An 18,805-nucleotide genomic window follows, 5' to 3' on the forward strand; every position below is an offset into this window, starting at 1 on the left:
AACCAGAGAATTACTGCATATCTTCGGTTTTAATCACGTCAGCAGGCGCAGCAGGTGCAGCAGGCGCGCCACGGCTTTCCAGCTCGGCCAGGCGTTGCTCCAGCGCAGCCAGCTTTTCACGGGTGCGTAATAACACCTGAGTCTGCACATCAAACTCTTCGCGATTGACCAAATCTAGACGGGTCAGCTGCGATTGCAGCGTCTGACGGATTTTTTTCTCAACATCGTCGCCGAACTCACGGATGCCTTTTGGCATGGATTCGTGAACCTGACGGGCGAGTTGTTCAATTTTTTTGGGGTCAATCATAGCGGCTTCCTGGTGGCGGCAAAGTTTCTTTAAGTGTAATGCGATAATCCGAAAGGATAAACCAGAAATAAGCAAAGCAGAAAAATGCCAAACTAAAGGCACATTTTGTTCGTTGCCCTGGCTTTTTAACGGCGTTATAGTAAGCAGGCTTATTCTCAGGGCGGGGCGTAATTCCCCACCGGCGGTAAATCGGCGTCATGCCGAAAGCCCGCGAGCGCTTCAGACCTCCCGGTTTGAAGGTCAGCAGACCCGGTGTAACTCCGGGGCCGACGGTTAAAGTCCGGATGGGAGAGAGTAACGTATCAGGCCGGGCTTTGCCCGCCGCGCCGTTATTTTTTGTCACTGCATGACACTCCTAAGCACGCCCTGATTCTGGTAACCCATACATTTTATAAGGTTTTATTACCATGAATCAGACGCTACTTTCTGAATTTGGCACGCCTGAAGAGCGTGTAGAACGTGCTATCGCCGCCTTGCGCGACGGGCGCGGTGTGATGGTGTTGGACGATGAAGATCGTGAAAACGAAGGCGACATGATCTTTGCCGCCGAAACCATGACCGTTGAACAAATGGCACTGACCATTCGCCACGGCAGCGGCATTGTCTGCCTGTGTCTGACCGAAGAGCGTCGTCGTCAGCTTGAGCTGCCAATGATGGTTGAAACCAATACCAGTGCTTACGGCACCGGCTTCACCGTGACCATTGAAGCGGCGGAGGGGGTGACCACCGGCGTTTCGGCTAAAGATCGCGTGACCACCATCCGTGCGGCTATCGCCGACAATGCCAAACCTTCTGACCTGAATCGCCCTGGCCATGTGTTCCCACTTCGCGCCAGCGAAGGTGGCGTGCTGACGCGCGGCGGTCATACTGAAGCAACTATCGATCTGGTGACGCTGGCCGGCTTCAAACCGGCGGGTGTACTGTGTGAACTGACCAACGATGATGGCACCATGGCCCATGCGCCAGAAGCTATCGTGTTTGCTAAGCAGCAGAATATGCCGGTGGTGACCATCGAAGATTTGGTGGCTTATCGCCGTAGCAACGAGGCTCGTCAGGCCAGCTAATTGCCTTACGATAAAAAAAACCGGGTGCCTGTCACCAGGTTTTTTTATGCCCGAACTTAAGCCGCTGCTTTAACTAAACCATGGCTTTAACTTAATCCGCTGCTTTGCAGCAGGGTCAGGCTTAGGCCCATCACCGCCATCCCGCACAGCACGCCATAGCTGGGATTACTTTTCGGATCGATCTCTTTCGCCAGCGGCATCAGCTCATCGACTGACAGCGCCACCATAATCCCTGCCACGGTCGCCATCACCGCGCCCATCATCACTGGCGACACCAGTGGACCGAGCACCAGGAAGGCCAGCACGCCACCCAGGATTTCGGCCATGCCTGACACGCCTGCCCAGAAGATCGCCTTCCTTTTTGAACCCGTTGCGGCATACATTGGCCCGGCGACGGCAAGTCCTTCAGGAATATTGTGGATGGCAACGGCCAGCGCGATGCCTAAGCCCATTTCGAGGTCACTACTCGCGGTGACATAGGTTGCCACACCTTCTGGAAAATTATGCAGGCTGATGCCGAGCGTCAGCAAGATCGCCGTGCGCCGAAGGTTACGGGGAGGTTGGCCGCCGGCCAGCAGATCCTGTGGATGCTGGTGGGGCAACATGCGATCTAGCGCGAAGTAGCCCAATAGCCCAACCACAAACATGCCGTAACCCAATACAGGAGACATGCCTTCAGCGTGCAGCGCCGCTGGCAGCATCTCCATCAGCGAAATCAGCAGCATAATTCCGGCAGCAAAACCCAGCGCAAACGCCAGAACCCGGTTCGACGGTTTCTGGCCGACAACACCCAGAAACGCACCAATAAAGGTCGCGCCACCGGCGAGTAAAGTCAGTATTAATGGCACGGACAAGGTGACCTCCTGAAGGAAAGTATAAGGTATAGCCTTTGCTATACCTTATCAAAAAATAATCAGTTGTAACGTCAGGATTTGTATTTTTTGCTGTTCAAATTTCTTGAATATCTTCATCACCGTTATCCGGGTTCATCCCCTGTAGAAAGGGCGTAATGTAGCGATCGTTAAGCCGACATCTTCAGGGGAACCACTATGAGTCAGTCACGTATGCCCGCACTTTTTCTTGGCCATGGCAGCCCAATGAACGTGCTGGAAGAGAATGTTTATACCGAAACCTGGCGTAAGCTGGGCCAAACCTTACCGCGCCCTAAAGCTATCGTTGCAGTCTCCGCACACTGGTACACCCGCGGCACGGCGGTCACCGCGATGGAAAAGCCAAGAACCATTCATGATTTTGGCGGATTCCCTCAGGCGCTATTTGACACCACTTATCCGGCACCGGGTTCACCGGACCTGGCCCGCCAGGTTGTTGACGCGCTGACACCTTACGATGTTCGCCTGGATCAGGAGTGGGGTTTTGACCACGGTTCATGGGGGGTACTGATCAAGATGTACCCTGAAGCCGATATTCCTGTGGTTCAGCTGAGCGTCGACGGTACACAACCGCCGGCTTATCACTTTGAACTGGGCCGCAAGCTCGCGGCACTGCGTGAGCAGGGCGTAATGATTGTCGCCAGTGGCAACGTGGTGCATAACCTGCGGATGGTGCGTTGGGAAGGCAATGCTGAGCCTTACCCGTGGGCATCTTCCTTCAACGACTACGTGCGGGAAAACTTGAGCTGGGAAGGGGAAGCAGAGCAGCATCCGCTGGTGAACTTTAGCCAGCACAGCGGCGCTGCGTTATCCAACCCGACGCCAGAACACTATTTACCACTGCTCTACGTGCTGGGTGCCCGTTTGCCGGGTGAAGAGGTCTCTATTCCGGTGGATGGTTTAGTGATGTCTTCGCTCAGTATGCTGTCGGTGCAGGTGGGCTAAGCCTGTTGTTAATTCGCCACTATTAGTTGGTATTAACTGAAAGCGCGGTGAAAACCGGCGTCGCGGTGGCTTTCACCTCTTTCTCCGTATCGCTGAATATCCAGGCGGGGCTATTCAGTGTTATTTCATCCAGCCTTGGTTCCAGTCCCAGAGGTACGGAGTAGGCTGCCTTCCCACCGCTCAGCGGGATCGTTAGCGGCACTGTTTGACCGGGGATGACAGCGGTTCCATTGAAAGTGACCGCATAGCCAAATCCATCTTTGTCAGTGCCGTAATGGTCGCTTCGGTTAGCCATCGCGCTGCCTGTAAGGGCAAAATTGCCGGTGACACTGGACAGCAAATTAGCCAGCCCTGAAGCATCCGAGGTACAGGTGACATTCACCACCGGTTTTGCACTGAGGGTTGATGATGTTGCCAGGGCTTGATCTGTGGCAACAGCAAGACGGAAGGCGGTGTTGGAAACCGTATGGGAGCAGCTTACCGTCCCGGTTTGATCCCACTGTGACAGACTGAACTTATAATTCTTTGCACCAGAGGCGGTGTTTAATCCCCCTTTGCCATCCAGCTGAAAGAGATGTATCGCGCCTGAAACGTTACTGGTATCTATTTCCCCGGTTTTTATCAGATAGGCCTGGATTTTGAATGTGCGGGTTGCGGTAGTTCTGTTAATCGTCCAGTCCGTATCAATTTTCGTGCTTAAATTGCCATTTCCGGAACTTTCATCAAAGGTACCGAGATCCTTTCCGTCATATATTAGCCCCATCTTCACTCCAGAAGGCATAGTCTGGCTTTTTATTTTGGGGAAAGGATAAAAATAGACATTTTCCTGAATTCCCGTTGAGCAAGTAATATTCCGAACATACTCTTTTGATTCCCATACCCGGCTGCCATTCTGAGTGCCAGAAAGCAGGACCAGTTTGCCAATCTCCTGACTTTCATCTGAAACATTACCAATATAGCATTCAAGTGCGGCGGCATTAAATGAGAGTATTAAGGTGAAAAGGCCAAAGGTAATTTTTCTTTTCAGGTGTTTTTTCATTTATCGTAGTTCCTTTACATCAGTTAATTAATGGAGCCTCGGCCATTAATTTAATGTTTCGTTGAAGGTCTCTCTTAGCAGGCCGGTATATACCGGCCTGCTATCCTTAAGACAGGTTCGTAGAGTGCTAATTGATTAACAGGGTTACCTGTGATGAGTACTGGCCCACTTCAGCGGACAGACCTTCTAACAGAGTCTCATTTTCCAGTACGGTAATCGTTCCTGTGCCCGCTGTCGTTCCGCTGGTCAGTGTCGCCGTGTAAACGCCGTCTTCTTCAGTCACCGCGCTGATTTTTGCTCCATCTAAATTAGCGACCTTGAAGGCCACCTTCGCACCTGTGGCGGTATTTAAATATTGGTCTTTCGCAGTTAACGTTATGGTCAGCGTAGATTTCCCATCGGCTGACAATATGCTGTTGTTGCTGAGCTGCAAGACTGAGTTGCTGGCACTTATAGGGCCGGCAACAAAGGTGACCTCTGTGGACTTGCCCGTTGTGTCAGTGCTGATGATGGCATTGATGGTCTTACTTCCTGCAAGGAAGCTGTAGACCTTAGCTGTGGCTATGCCGTTAGCGTCTGTCGCTCTTATAGAAGCAAAACGTAAGTTTACGCTTTGTATGGTTCTAAACGTTACATTTAAACCTTTAACGGGATTACCGCTGGCATCTTTCACCACGACGGTTAGCGTTGAGAAGGCTGAGTTGTCCGCAGTAACGCCGGCCACTGGCGAGGCCGTCAGGCTGTCGATGAACGCTGTTTTGCTGTCCCCGATAAAGGTAACCTCCACCGTTTTGTCAACGGCATTGGTACTGGCCATGACTTCCATTGTCATGGCTTGCGTACTGCTCACGGTAGTGACAGCCAGTCCTGCACTGTCGGTCTGTACCTGACTTTGGCTAAGCGTACCTGGCGCGGAGAAGGTGACTACTGCATCCGTCACGGGGTTATCGTAGGCGTCGGTGATCAGTGCCGTGATGGTCGAGACGGCAACACCGTCGGCAACAACGCCTTGTGCCGGTGTTGCGGTCAGGCTGGCCACCCTGGCGGTGCTGGCATCGGCGTAAAACTCGGCGGTGATGGTCCGACTGTCTTCAACCGCATCCGTCCGGGCCGTAACAATATTGCTTCCAGCGACGGTACTGGTCAGCGTCAGGGTCGCGTAACCGTCGCTGTCGGTGCGAGCAGTTAGCTGATTCGGCGCCGCTTTACCGTTTACGTTAAAGATCACGTCGACGTCACTGACCGGGTTGTCATTGGCATCCTGTACTACCGCCGTGAGGATCAACGGGTCTTTGCCATTAGCCTGCGGCGCATTCGCTGACATCATGATGTCAGCGACTTTGGCCGTGGTTTTATTGCCGATAAAGGTTACGTAAACCTGTTTGCCGCTGCTGTCATAGTCAGTGACCGCCGTTATCACATTCTCTCCCGCCGCCTTGCTGGCTAGCGTGACCTCTACCTTGCCTTCATTGTTGGTGACAGCAGGGGACGGGTTCAACGTGGCATCACCAACCACCGTAAATGTCACCTCAGTTCCACCCAGCAGATTGCCATTGGCATCTTTTACTGTCGCCGTCAGAGTGGAGAGTGAGGTGCCGTCAGCGATGACTTCGTTGGCCGATGCGCTGAAACTATCGATGGTGGCAGTAGCGGCATCGCCAATAAAGCTGACCGAAGCCTCCTTACCCGTTTCGTCATAGGCGGTCTGCGCCAGAACCGTGTTGCTCCCGGCTAACCAGCTGGTCGCGATCGCCATTGCTTTACCGTCACTGTCGGTTGTCGCCGAGGAGGTACTCAGGCTGGCGTTGCCCTCAATGGTGAACGTCACACGGGCGTTATTGACCCGATTTCCGTTGGCATCCGACACCGTTGCCGTCAGCACAGATTTATCCTTGCCGTTGGCAGTCACTCCACTTTCAGGTGCAGCGATAAGACTGTCGACTTTGGCCGTGGCTTGGTCAGCGATAAAGCTCACCGAAGCCTGCTTACCGGTTTTATCGTAATCAGTGGTTGCAGTAATGGTGCTACTGTCTGCGGTAAGACTGGTCAGGGTTATTTCTGCATAACCCTCATTGTCCGTCGTCGCTGACGGGCCGGTCAGATTGGCGTTTCCGCTTATGGTGAAGCTGACGGGTTTGTTGCTCACCGCATTGTTATTGGCATCGAGCACCCTGGCCCTGAGCACCGAGCTGTCGGCACCGTTGGCGATGACGTCGGATTTGCGCGAAGCGTCCAGGAAATCTACATGCGCGGTGGCGGCATCGGCCACAAAGCTGACGCTAACCTGTTGGCCGATGTTGTCGCCCTCAATGGTCGCCGTGACGGTGCTGCTACTGGCGCTTCGGCTGGTAAGGTTCGCCGTCGCCACGCCTTTCACATTGCTTATGGTCGTTTCAGCCAGCACACCCTCACCGGATGTCACGGCAAATGACACCGCAACCCCACTGAGCGGATTACCGTTGGCATCTTTCACGGTAGCGCTAATCTCTGAATGGTCGGAGCCATCCGCCGTCACGTCTGAATCCCGTGACGCAGTAAGCGTGTCGATCTTCACCGTGGTGCTATCGGCGATAAAGCTGACGTAGACCTCTTTGCCGACAGGATCGGCGTCGGTATACGCTATGGCCTCGATGGTTTCAGCAATACGGTCGGTAAGCTGGACGCTAGCCAGGCCATCGACAGAAATGACTGATGCCTGGCTTAAGTCACTATAGCCGGGAGTACGCTCAAACCATACTTTTGCACCGCTAACCAGGTTACCGTTAATATCCTTCACCGTTGCCGTCAGCACCGAGTAGTCAATCCCGTTTGCCACCACGCCGGAAGTCCGCGAGGCCGTCAGAGTGTCAACTATCGCCGTCGTTGGGTCGCCAACAAAACTGACGCTGGTTTGTTTACCGGTAGCGTCAGCGTCGGTGGTCGCCGTGACCGTGATGCTCTCTGCCGTCAGGCTGGTTAGCTGCACGGTGGCGATGCCTTCAACAGTCGTGGCAATGTTCTGACTGAGGGTGCCATTATCCGTGACGCTAAAGGTGACTTTTGCGCCGTTGACCAGGTTGCCATTGGCATCTTTCACCCTTGCGGTAATCACCGAGCTGTCGCTGCCGTCAGCCGTAACGTTATCCGCCCGCGAGGCGGTCAGGCTGTCGATATTTGCTGTAGTGACGTCGGCAATAAAGCTGACGGAGCTCTGTTTTCCGCTGGTGTCGTAAGCCGTAACAGCGGTGATTGTGTTGCTGTCAGCAGCGGTGCTGGTCAGCGTCACCGAGGCGTTTCCGCTGCTATCAGTTCTGGAGGATGACGCGCTCAGCTGGGCGCTACCGGTAATGTTGAAGCTTACCAGCTCGTCGTTAACGGCATTACCATTGGCATCTTTCACCGTGGCGGTCAGTGTGGACATGGCTTTGCCGTCAGCCTTGACTGCGGATGAAGGCGTGGCGGTGAAACTGACAATACTGGCTGTTTTCGCTTCCGCGACAAAGGTGACGGTGGTCTGTTGACCGTTTGAGTCAGTGTCCGTGGTGGCGGTCACCGTACTGCCGCCTGCGTTGACACTGGTTAGCTCAACACTGACCTTACCGTCGCTGTCGGTGGTTACTGAGTTCGACTTCAGTATTGCCCCATCAGTAGCCGTAAAGCTTACCGGCACCTGGCTCACCGGGTTGTTGTTGGCATCCGTGACAACCGCTGTCAGCGTGATGACTGAACTGCCATTTGCCAGTGCGGTGGAAGGGTAGGAGGTAAGGCTGTCCACTTTCGCGCTAGTGCTATCGGCGATAAAGGTGATGGACGAATTTTTACCCGTTTGGTCAAAAGCAGTTGTTGTGGTGACGGTGCTGGTGGCCGCGACAAGGCTGGTCAGATACACCACGGTTAAGCCGTGTACTTCGGTTGGCGCTGACGAGTAACCTAATTTGGCAGTGCCATCCACCCTAAAGAAAACGGTAGCCTTATTCACCGGATTTCCGTAGGCATCTTCGACGGTGACGAAAATTGACGAACTGTCTTTACCGTCAGCCCGCGCGAAGTTATCTCTTAACGAAGCTTCGACGATTTGCGCCGTAGCCAGGTCGGCGACAAAGCTGACGGAGGCCTGTTTTCCGGTGGGATCAAATTCTGTTACTGCTTTAACAGTTTTGGTTTCAGCGCGGGTACTGACCAGACTAACGCTCGCAATACCATTCACCGTGTTGGCCGATTTCTGGCTCAGTTCTCCTTCTCCTGTCACCACGCTGAAGGTGACTTTAGCACCATTGACCAGGTTGCCATTTGAATCCTTCACTGTAGCAAAAAGGGTTGTACTGTCATTGCCGTTAGCAGTCACCTCTTCTGTACGGGTTGTGGTTAAGTCATCTACTTTCGCCGTGGCAAGGTCGGCCGTAAAGCTGACAGAAGCCTGTTTGCCCGTTTGATCAAAGTCGGTGACAGCCGTCACCGTACTGACTTCAGCGACGGCGTTAGTGATCTGCACGGTAGCGATGCCATTCTGACCGGTGGTGGCCGATTTCCAACTTAACTTGCCCTTACTCCCATCGGATACGCTGAAGTAGACCTGCGTGCCATCGATAGGGTTGCCCTGAGCATCCTTCACCGTGGCGGTAAGCGTCGCGCTGTCAGCGCTGTTAGCCGTCACTTCATTCGCTGGTGATGCGATGAAGTCGGCAATTGTCGCAGTGTCCGCGTCGGCGATAAAGCTGACGGAAACGTGCTTACCGGTGCTATCGACGTTGGTTGTCGCGGTTACGCTGATGCTTTCCGCACCCAGACTGGTCAACACGGTCGTGGCCACACCGTTTACGGTGGTGGCTGGGTTCGGACTTAACTGCCCTTTACCTGTTGCGCTGAAGAATACCTTTGCGCCGTTGACCAGGTTGCCATTGGCATCGCTCACCGTAACGGTAAGCTCCGAACTGTCGGTGCCATTGGCTTTCACATCAGAATCCCGTGAAGCGTGCAGGCTGTCGATTTTCGCGGTGCCAACATCGGCCATGAAAGTGACTGAAGTCTGCTTGCCGGTGGCATCAGTGTCAGTGGTGGCTTTAACGGTGACGATGCCGGCCTCAGTGCTGGTAAGCCGCACGGTCGCGATGCCGTTAGTCGTGGTGGCCGGAGATGGCGTCACGGATCCCTTGCCGGACACATCGAACGAGACTTTGGCGTTATCGACGAGGTTGCCGTTGGCATCCTCAACCTTCACGGTGAGCACCGACATATCGCTGCCGTTAGACAAGACATCTGCATCGCGAGAAGGGGTGAGCTCGACGACTTTCGCGGTGGTGATATCGGCTTTAAAGCTAACAGCCGCCTGTTTACCGATATTGTCACCGTCGACCACTGCGGTCACCGTGCTGCTTCCTGCCGCCTTACTGGTAAGACTGACTGTCGCGGTGCCGTCACTGGCAGTTTCAGCAGTCGACTCACCGAGGACGGCATTGCCCTGCACGCGGAAAGTGACCGTAACGCCCGCTACTGCATTGCCAAAATTATCTGTTACCCGCGCGGTCAGTTGTGAACTGTCGGAGCCGTCAGCTTTCACCTCTGCTTCGCGCGATGCGTTCAGGCTGGCAACTTTCGCTGTCGTGGTATCAGCAATAAAGCTGACGCTGGTCTGTTTTCCTGTGGTATCAAAATCGGTTTTCGCCGTAACGGTAATAATATCTGCCAGCGTGCTGGTCAACTGAACGGTGGCGATACCCTCACTGGAGGTAATAGCGGAAGGTTGGCTTAATTTGCTGTTCCCGTCAGCAGGCACGTTGAAGCTCACCTTTGCCCCGCGGACGAGGTTGCCCCTGGCGTCTTTAACCCGTGCGCTGAGGATCGAGGTGGCAATGCCGTTAGCTTTCACCTCAGTGGCGGGCGTTGCGATAAGGTCATCAACGCCGGCCGTGGCAACGTCCGCAGCAAACTCAATGGAAACCTGCTTACCTGTCGCGTCAAAAGGCGTTGTGGCGCTGACGGTAATGCTGTGGGCTGTGGCGCTGGTCAGGCTAACCGCAACGGTGCCGTCATCGCCTGATATCACTGCAGTTTGGCTGAGAAGACCATTGCCGCTGACTATTGCAAAGTTAACCACAATCCCGCTGACGACGTTGCCCTGAGCATCCTGCACCACGGCTTTCAGCTCGGCGGCTTCAGCGCCATCCGCTTTGACGCCCGTTTCTGGCGAAGCGGTGAACTGGCCTATCTGTGCGGTACTGATATCACTGATGAAGGTGACGGTGACCTGCTTACCTGTTTTATCCTCCCCCGTCGTTGCGGTTACCGTACTGCTGCCCGCGCGGGTGCTGGACAGGTCAACCCTGACCGCTCCGTCTGCATCGGAGATCACCGTCGTCTGGGCCAGTTTGGCCCCGCCCGTTGCGTTGAAAATGACCGGCGCGCCACTGACGCGGTTGCCGTTAATATCTTTCACTACTGCCGTCAGAACCGCGGCGTCATTGTTATTAGCGACTAAATCTGTCGATGGCGTTGCAGATAAGTCATCAATTTTCGCCGTACTCATATCTGCAACAAACGTCAGCTCTGCACGCTTCGAAAAGCCAGCGGCCGATGCCGTCAGGGTGACGTTGCCAGCCAGTTTACTGGTTACATCCACGGTGGCAGATCCGTTGCTGTCAGTCACGGTGGCGGTTGTAGAAGGCGTCGCCTCCCCTGCGACCGAGAAGGTGACCGGCACATTATCGAGTGGGTTGCCGTAGTAGTCGGCGACCCGCACTCTGGCTTTATTGGCGGCTTTGCCATTGGCGACGGCATTGTTGACGTCAATGGTCAGTTCAGCCAGTTCGGCAGTACTGCGGTCAGCAATAAAGTTCAGCGTTTTACTGTCGCGGTTGCCGTTATCGAGATGTGAGAAAATGGTGACCTTACCGGCTTTGGTCGATGCCAGCGGCACAACTGCAGTGCCAGAGGTGTCGGTAATATGCAGCGCTTCACAGCTGTTTGCGCCCTTCAGAATACAGCTGTCGTCGATCCCTGAAACGACATAGCGCACGTTGAGATCGCTTAACAGCTCACCGGATTTACCGGTGACTGTGGCAAGTAACTGTGCTGAATCAACGCCGTTAGCCACCACATTATCGGCCGGCTTAACATCCAGCGTGATGATGGTGCTGGAAGGGATAAGGGTGATCACCACGGTACTTTCTGGCGAGACATTGCCGTGGTTATCGGTGGCAATGGCCGAAACGGTATAGCTGTTAACGCCTTCGTGCAGATACTTCGGTAATTTGACCGCGACAGAGGTCGCAGAATCCTGAGACAGTGAGCCGCCCGCCGCAATCAACTCTGCTGCGCGCCAGTCAATTTTCTTTAAACCGTATTTGGCGCGCACGCTTGCGGTGATCACCGTGGTGGACGCCGCTTCAGCGCTAACAGAGGCGGGCAGGGAGAGTGAGATGAGGTTCTGTTTGCGGTATTGCATCACGATGTTGTAGTTACGATCGACAAAATCGTAGCGCGCCCCCGGGAGGCTGCGCATCACCCTGACGGTTTCCCGGTCTGTCTGTTCTTGCCACGACAGGCCAAGGCGGTAATTAATGTCCAGTCCGACAAAGCTGTCGGAACCGCTACCTGACTTGTGACCCGCTTTAAAGGTCAGCAACGGGATCGGCGTGTAGTTTAGCGTGGTGGTGACTGCGGAAGGGGAATCGCGCAGGTCGCTTGGGCTGGCGGCGTTATCGAGAACGATCCCTTTGCCAAAGTACTTTTCATACTTCACCGAGCCGCCAAATTGTGGATAGAAGGGCAGCCAGGCATCCGCAGCCAGATCGAAACCATTGGCTGGGCGCTCGTCGTAATCTTCCATCGCATCCAGTGGCGACTGGTGCCAGTCGGTCAGGCGCTGATATTTATTGGCGCTCAGTTTTAAGTAGTGGGTCCAGGCTTCTGCCCCGACACTGAATCGCGCATTATTGCCGGTAATATCGTGGTCATAGAAGCTGTTGACCCCGAGCATAAAGTGATCGGAAAGGTAATGACGCAACCCCAGACCGAGATTGAACGTGGTACGTTCTTTATTGACCCGAACGCCCTGTTGATTAAACAGCAGCGTGCTTGGGGTATCCCACCAGGGTAACAATAAATCTGCACTGGCTTCACCAGAAGAATTGAACTGGATGCGGGTATTGCCGCTTTGACCCATCCAGTCACGCAGCGCACTGCTGGCCATATCATTGGCAATACCGGTAATTACGCCCATACCGGCCTGAGAACGGCTGTCTGCGCCCATCACTTGCCAGAATTGCTTTATGCCTTGCAGTGGACGCATATCGTTATCATCCGCGTCACGGGAACGTTGCATGTCCTCTTTTAACAGCAGCGATTTTTCTTCTGATAGGCTGCTCTGGCTGCCTTCCAGTGAAGGGATCTGTGAAATAAGGTCATTGCGGTCTTCTTTATCCAGCTCAGCCGCGCTATTGAACGGGCCAGAGGAAGAAGAGGTGCTGTAGGCCGGTGGGGCGGGGAATAAAGGGGACGAAAGGTCCAGTGCCGACGGCGAAGGATGGTTTTTTCCCTGCTCCGTTGTTGCAGACCCGGGCTCAAGGGTCAGGCGGTCTGGCAGGGTACTTATCCCCGCGTTGAGCTCCGCCATCGTCTCACTTAACGCCATCATGTCTGATTCTGCCCGGGCGGTTGAAGAATAAAGCGGTATAGCAATTGAAACAAATAGATGGTTCAGAATAACAAGAACTGCGGCAATTTTTTTGAATTTGAATTCCATATCTTCCCGTCCTTAAAAAAAGTTCCATAACCCCGGAGAGGAGGTTATGGAAAGTAGAGAAAAAAATGTTGGAAAAGATTTTTTGGTTTTTAGTGTGACAGGCTGTCAGCGGCAAAAAATGGTTTGATTAAATCTGGCTGATGCTTTTCATTTTTTTTTGAATTTCGAGGAAGGCCTGGCTTTTTACCCGCTCACAGATCATATTCAGCTTGTCATTCAGTGTCAGCGTCATCAGCTCTTTTGGATCCTTTTCCATCAGGTCTTCGTGGCTTTTAAAATAGGCATGGGAGTTATTAATCTTGTCAAACTGCAAGCGGTACTGATTAAAGGCTTCGTAATTAAGGCCTTTCAGCATATCGAAGTTGTCTACACATTTCTTGCCGTCAGTCTTTTGTTGGACCAGGCTATCACCGGTTTTTTTTACCGTTCCTTTTTTTCCTTGCGGCGTACTGCAGGCACACAGTGTCAGTGAAAGAAGGGCAAGTGAGACGAATTGATGAATTTTCATAGTACATATCCTTATGGCTATCCTGGCCGGGCGTAATTGATAAGCGCGTGCATGCCCTCACCAAATAATAATGCAGTATATTTAAGAAAGTTATTAAGATTCCTTGAGTGGAGGGGAATATTCTTAAAAACTTTCGCATGAGGATAAGATCGGGAGATGGGTTAATGAAATCGTTTTTTACGATTGGTTGAGAGGTTTTGTTTTGTCAAAACGATCATGAATATAGTAAAAATCTTAATTAGCAATATTAATGTTAACAGGGCTCGTTAGTGGCTATATTAAACTGTTATTGACTCCTTTAGACATAACGAGAGGGTTATTATTCAGATATCATTCCGCGTTCTACTCATTATAGCGTGAGAAGGTCGATTATTATTAGTTGGACAATGTAAGACGTTTCGCAAAAAAATTAGGCAATATCATGGCGCTCCAGCCCCGATTTTCTGAGATTAAGGAAAAAAGGTTCGGATGAGGATGACGCAGGTGGAAGAAGAGTATTGAGGGTATCGTGGCAATGGCCTAAGAGTCTCAGCGAAGCACTCCGCGTTAACAGAGTGCTCAACTGAAAGGCATAACAGCGTTATTCGATAAAGGTGTGCGGATAGAACCGCGACAGATCCTGAGTAATCAACGCCCGGTCTTCGCGGATGCCAATACCAGCAGGTTGATCGTCAATCAGCCAGCTGCCAATTAAGGTGTAGCTGTCGCCAAATTTTGGCAGCGGGTGGAACTGCTGCACAATCATGCCTTCTTCGCCATAAGGGCCATCGGCACTGGCAATTTCCTTGCCGTTTTCAATGATGCTGATGTTAGAACCTTCGCGCGAAAACAACGGTTTAACCACATATTTATCCATATGCGGCACGTCATCTTCGGCAAAATACGCCGGCAATAAATTCGGATGATTGGGGAACATTTGCCACAGCAGCGGCAGCAACGCTTTGTTGGAGATGATGCTTTTCCATGCCGGTTCCAGCCAGCGAACGCCAGCATCTTCCAGCTTGGTAGAGAACACCTCACGCAGCATAAACTCCCACGGATAGAGCTTGAAGAGGTTGCCGATCACCTGGTCATGCACATCGGTGAACTGGCCTCTTTCGCCCAGGCCAATTTCATCCATAAACAGAAATTCGCTCGGTAAGCCGGCTTCGGTGGCGCAGTCCTGCAGATATTGAACCGTGCCACGATCTTCGTCGGTGTCGCGACAGCAGGCAAAATGCAGCCAGCTAAAGCCATGCTGCTGGTGCAGGTCGGCAAAGCGCTCAATCAGCTTCTCTTGCAGGCTATTAAACTGATCGCTGCCGGTGGGCAGGTTACCCGCCGCCTGCTGATCTTCCAGCCAGATCCACTGAAAGAAGGCCGCTTCATACAGCGAGGTCGGCGTATCGGCGTTGTTCTCAAGCAGCTTAATGTCGGAATGGCCATCCCAGGCCAGATCCAGCCGCGAATAGAGCGACGGCTGGTTGGTTTTCCACGAGGCGCGTACGAAGTCCCAGGTGTGTTTTGGAATGCGGAATTTGGCGAGCAGCTGTTCGCTGTTCACCACTTTCTCCACCACCTGTAAACACATCTGATGCAGTTCGCTGGTTACGTCCTCCAGCTTCTCAATCTGCTGGAGCGTAAACTGGTAGTAAGCATCCTCACACCAGTAAGGCTCGCCGTGCATGGTATGAAAACGGAAACCGTATTCGGTGGCCTTTTCACGCCAGTCCGGGCGTTCAGCGATAGCAAGACGCTTCATGGCATTAGCCCCCTGAGGTGCGGCGGGAACCGGATGTCGCGCTGCTACGCTGCGCGGTGGCCTGCTTAGCTACGCTGTCACCAAAGCCGCCACGGGTGACCGTGCTGGTGGTGGCAGGTTTCGGCGCCATGGCGGTTTTCGGCACGTTCATGGTGCGACCTGGTGTGGCAGCGCCAAAGCTTTTACCGCTGGCATCAACAAACTTGCCGTTGGCCGGGCTGTTCGGTGCGCGTGAGGTGAATAGCGGCTGCTGTTGACCACCAAACCCGCCGCCCATCATACGGCCCATCATGTAGCCGGCCATCAGCGGCATCCAGAAGCTTCCGCTCTGCTGAGATTCAGCATTATTGGTTGTGCCTACACCCGCCTGAGCAGGGGTTTGCTGGCACTGACCCTCACCGAATTCCGCCACGCAGTCTTCACGTGTTGCGTATTTCGGTGCGGTTTTTTCCGCTTCTTTTTTCGCGTTGTTGAACGCCGTGGTGCATTGCTCGCTTTTGCCCGGGTTGGCGCTGGAGCAGTCGTCGGCATTTTGATACAGGGAAACGCTTTCATCCGATTGTTCACAACCGGCAAGCATAAAGACCGCGGTGACCGCTAAGGCTACCGGGGTTAAGTGTCGTGCGCTCCAGCTTTTGCGAAAGGAGGCATGATTGATTTGTTTAGTCCGTTTCATCACGTTCTGTCCTGTGCCCAAAGGTAGTGCATAGAATAGGGTAACAGCGGTGAAAAATGAAGCGATGAGGGCAGTACGGAGGGGGATCTTTACTTAGCTATACGTTTGATTGTGAAGGGGCAGCAGGCGCTGCCCCTCAGCGGATCACTTACTGAAAGGATTGCCGCTGGCACGGGCTGGCGCGGTGCTTTGCGCAACCGGCGTGGCATGAACCCGGGCGGGTGCAGCATTGCCGTTATCAGCCGCGTTATTTTGCTCCGGGGTTTCAGGTGCGACCGCCTCAGGAGAGGTGGACACATCTTTGCCCAGGCGGGCATTCAGCGACTGCAGATCCTGCTCGTTCAGCGTACCCAGTGCCGACTTGATGTTCAGCTCATTGATCATGTAGCTGTAGCGGGCATCGGACAGCTGCTGTTTGGCACTGTACAGCGTGGAGGTCGCATCCAGTACATCAACGATGGTACGCGTACCCACCTGATAACCGGCTTCCATCGCATCGAGGGAGCTTTGCGCAGAGACCACGGCCTGACGGTATGCGTCGATGCTGCTGATGGAGGCATTCACGTTGTTAAAGGAAGAACGCACGGTCTGAACGGCAGAACGGTGCGCGCTTTCTAACTGCTCGCTGGCAGCAACGAAAGAATACTGCGCCTGCTTAACCTGAGAGGTCACCGCGCCACCGCTGTACAGCGGCAGAGAGAAGCTCAGGCCAACCTGGTTAGAACCGGTAATGCTGTCATCGGTCGCAGACGTCTGGTTGGCGCGGCTGCCACCGTATTTGCTGTTAGACAAACCGGTAGAGGCGGTCAGGTCCAGGGTTGGCATATGGCCCGTTTCGGCTGAGCGGATGGATTCGCGTGCCAGATCCTGTGACAAACGGGCAGACAACAGGCTCAGGTTGCGGCTTTCTGCTTCTTTCAGCAGTGCGTTAACCGGCTGCGGTTTTTCCGTTTTAAAACGTTCAACGTTCAGCGATGCCAGGTTTGGATAGTAGTTGCCGGTGACCTGACGCAGGATTTCCACATTGTTATCCAGCGCGTTACGTGCGGTCACTTCGTTAGCCAGCACGCTGTCGTACTGGGCACGGGCGTTCTGCACGTCAGTGATGGCGACCAATCCGACGTTAAAACGTTGGGTGGTTTGATCTAACTGGCGATAAATAGACTGTTTCTGCGCTTCGGTGTAGGACAGCGTATCAATCGCATTCAGCACGTTAAAGTAGGCGGTAGCGGTGTTCAGGATCAGCGTCTGCTGTGCAGTCTGATAAGTCACATCCTGGATGCCGGCTTGTTTTTCCTGCAGGGTCAGCGCGCGCCATTTTGACATATCAAAAATGGTCTGAGTCAGCTGCAAGGTTCCGCTGGTGGTATTGGAATGCAGGCCACTGCTGTCGCGATAGCCGTTGTTATAGGTATAATCAGCACCCAGGCCTAACTGCGGCAACAACGGGCTACGGGCTTCGTTGATTTTCTCAAAGGCCGCATCACGATCTGCTGCAGAACTGCGAAGATCGGGGTTAGACAAACGAGCCTGTTGGTAAATCTGCAACAGGTTTTCTGCCTGACTGGCGACACTGAAGCCGCCCAGGCTCAGGCCGATGAGTAACGGGAGCAGTTTCTTCATTTGCATTCCTTGTAGTGCAGCAAAATTGCTATGGTAGCGCTGACGTAAGCCAAAAAATAATCGCCGATTCTAGCAGAGTAAACGGAACAGTTAAGTTGGCTGAACGTGCCATGTTGCCCTAATTTACTTAAATAATTCATTAAGAACCACACTCTCAGCGGATTCGGGTTGCTTTTCTCGTTTTCGCACTCATCCGGAATGGAGCTGCCCCGATGGAAAACAGCAAAAAATACCCAGTGACTTTCACAAAAAACGATGTAGAAATTATTGCACGAGAGACACTTTATAGCGGTTTTTTTTCACTCACCAGCTACCGATTTCGTCACCGCTTATTTAAGGGTGGGATGAGTGGTGAAGTAAAAAGGGAAGTCTTTGAGCGCGGACATGCCGCAGTGCTGCTACCCTATGACCCCGTGCGCGACGAAGTGGTCCTGATCGAACAAATCCGAATTCCCGCGTTTGACAGCAGTGAGACGCCCTGGCTGTTAGAATTAGTCGCCGGGATCGTTGAGCCGGGCGAAACCTATGAAGATGTGGTGCGGCGTGAAGCCGTAGAAGAAGCCGGGATAACCCCCGCGCGCGTGAAGCCGGTGCTGAGCTATCTGGCCAGTCCTGGCGGCACCAGCGAGCGGTTGCATATCCTGGTGGGAGAAGTGGATGCCAGCGTGGCGAAGGGAAACCACGGTCTGGAGGAAGAGAATGAGGATATTCTTGTCCATGTGGTCAGCCGTGAGCAGGCTTATCAGTGGGTGGAAGAGGGGAAAATAGATAACGCAGCCTCTGTCATCGCTTTGCAATGGCTTGAACTGCACCATAAAAAATTACGCAACGAGTGGAAAACCGAATGATAAAGCGCTATGTACCTGATTTCCCTGAAATGATGCGCGTGTGCGAAACCAATTTCGCCCAGCTGCGTCGCCTGCTGCCTAAAGAAGACCAGGCGGGAGAGTCAGTGACCTATCAGGTGAACGGTGCCCATTATTCTGTCACCATCCAGGAATCGACGCGTTACACCACGCTGGTGGAAGTGAAGCAAACCGCGCCCGCGGTGAGCTACTGGAGCCTGCCTGCCATGTCCGTCAGGCTGTATCACGATGCGATGGTTGCGGAAGTGTGTTCAACGCAACAGATCTATCGCTTCAAAGCGCGCTATGATTATCCTAATAAAAAGCTCCATCAGCGTGATGAAAAGCATCAGATAAACCAGTTCCTCGCAGACTGGTTGCGCTACTGTTTGGCGCATGGCGCGATGGCCGTACCGGTTTGCTAAAACAGACAACTGAGATGGCGTTA

General features: G+C 53.4%; 12 protein-coding genes and 1 riboswitch. Of the genes, 4 read left to right on the forward strand and 8 right to left on the reverse strand.

All coding sequences use genetic code 11. The features are described from left to right. Positions 1-10 precede the first annotated feature (10 nt). Positions 11-307 carry a ubiquinone biosynthesis accessory factor UbiK gene (ubiK, locus tag AC1UKS_RS03365; RefSeq protein ID WP_053144859.1) on the reverse strand — a complete coding sequence of 99 codons (297 nt, stop codon included), beginning with the start codon at positions 305-307 and terminating at the stop codon, positions 11-13. Positions 308-454: 147 nt separating this feature from the next. Then, positions 455-607, forward strand: a riboswitch (FMN riboswitch). Between the two features lie 107 nt (positions 608-714). Here ubiK and ribB point away from each other — a divergent pair. Further along, positions 715-1,371 (forward strand): 3,4-dihydroxy-2-butanone-4-phosphate synthase, encoded by a 657-nt coding sequence (gene ribB / locus AC1UKS_RS03370; protein ID WP_482435723.1) that lies wholly within the window; start codon positions 715-717, stop codon positions 1,369-1,371. A gap of 86 nt (positions 1,372-1,457) precedes the next feature. On the opposite strand, the gene zupT is transcribed toward ribB, so the two are convergent. Continuing rightward, on the reverse strand, positions 1,458-2,225 hold the full coding sequence (gene zupT, locus AC1UKS_RS03375; protein ID WP_482435726.1) for a zinc transporter ZupT: 768 nt from the start codon (positions 2,223-2,225) through the stop codon (positions 1,458-1,460). 195 nt (positions 2,226-2,420) lie between these two features. Between zupT and ygiD the strand changes: the two genes are divergently transcribed. Then, entirely contained in the window at positions 2,421-3,206 is a 786-nt protein-coding gene (gene ygiD, locus AC1UKS_RS03380; RefSeq protein ID WP_482435728.1) for a 4,5-DOPA-extradiol-dioxygenase, read from the forward strand. 22 nt (positions 3,207-3,228) lie between these two features. Here ygiD and AC1UKS_RS03385 read toward each other — a convergent pair whose 3' ends face one another. The 6 genes from AC1UKS_RS03385 to tolC all read right to left on the reverse strand — a co-directional run bounded on the left by AC1UKS_RS03385 (position 3,229) and on the right by tolC (position 17,512). Continuing rightward, positions 3,229-4,245 (reverse strand): hypothetical protein, encoded by a 1,017-nt coding sequence (locus tag AC1UKS_RS03385; protein WP_482435730.1) that lies wholly within the window; start codon positions 4,243-4,245, stop codon positions 3,229-3,231. Positions 4,246-4,372: 127 nt separating this feature from the next. Next, positions 4,373-12,856, reverse strand: a complete 8,484-nt coding sequence (locus AC1UKS_RS03390; protein ID WP_482435732.1) for an Ig-like domain-containing protein — start codon at positions 12,854-12,856, stop codon at positions 4,373-4,375. A 235-nt stretch (positions 12,857-13,091) separates the two neighbouring features. Continuing rightward, the gene (locus AC1UKS_RS03395) at positions 13,092-13,472 is read right to left on the reverse strand and encodes a hypothetical protein (protein ID WP_482435734.1); all 381 of its coding nucleotides are present in this window, start codon (positions 13,470-13,472) and stop codon (positions 13,092-13,094) included. 580 nt (positions 13,473-14,052) lie between these two features. After that, positions 14,053-15,213, reverse strand: coding sequence for a glutathionylspermidine synthase family protein (locus AC1UKS_RS03400; protein WP_265909628.1), 1,161 nt, complete (start codon positions 15,211-15,213; stop codon positions 14,053-14,055). A 4-nt stretch (positions 15,214-15,217) separates the two neighbouring features. Then, complete coding sequence (locus AC1UKS_RS03405; protein WP_013203875.1) at positions 15,218-15,889, reverse strand: DUF1190 family protein; 672 nt, start codon at positions 15,887-15,889, stop codon at positions 15,218-15,220. Positions 15,890-16,033: 144 nt separating this feature from the next. Further along, positions 16,034-17,512 carry an outer membrane channel protein TolC gene (gene tolC, locus AC1UKS_RS03410; protein WP_482435738.1) on the reverse strand — a complete coding sequence of 493 codons (1,479 nt, stop codon included), beginning with the start codon at positions 17,510-17,512 and terminating at the stop codon, positions 16,034-16,036. Positions 17,513-17,724: 212 nt separating this feature from the next. On the opposite strand from tolC, the gene nudF reads away from it, so the two are divergent. Both nudF and AC1UKS_RS03420 read left to right on the forward strand, forming a co-directional pair. Then, positions 17,725-18,360 (forward strand): ADP-ribose diphosphatase, encoded by a 636-nt coding sequence (nudF, locus tag AC1UKS_RS03415; RefSeq protein ID WP_013203873.1) that lies wholly within the window; start codon positions 17,725-17,727, stop codon positions 18,358-18,360. Then, positions 18,357-18,782, forward strand: a complete 426-nt coding sequence (locus AC1UKS_RS03420; RefSeq protein ID WP_013203872.1) for a DUF1249 family protein — start codon at positions 18,357-18,359, stop codon at positions 18,780-18,782. Before nudF ends, AC1UKS_RS03420 begins: the two co-directional genes overlap by 4 nt. The last annotated feature ends 23 nt before the right edge of the window (positions 18,783-18,805 follow it).

The sequence above is a fragment of the Erwinia sp. AK-PDG3-5 genome, from assembly GCF_056821705.1.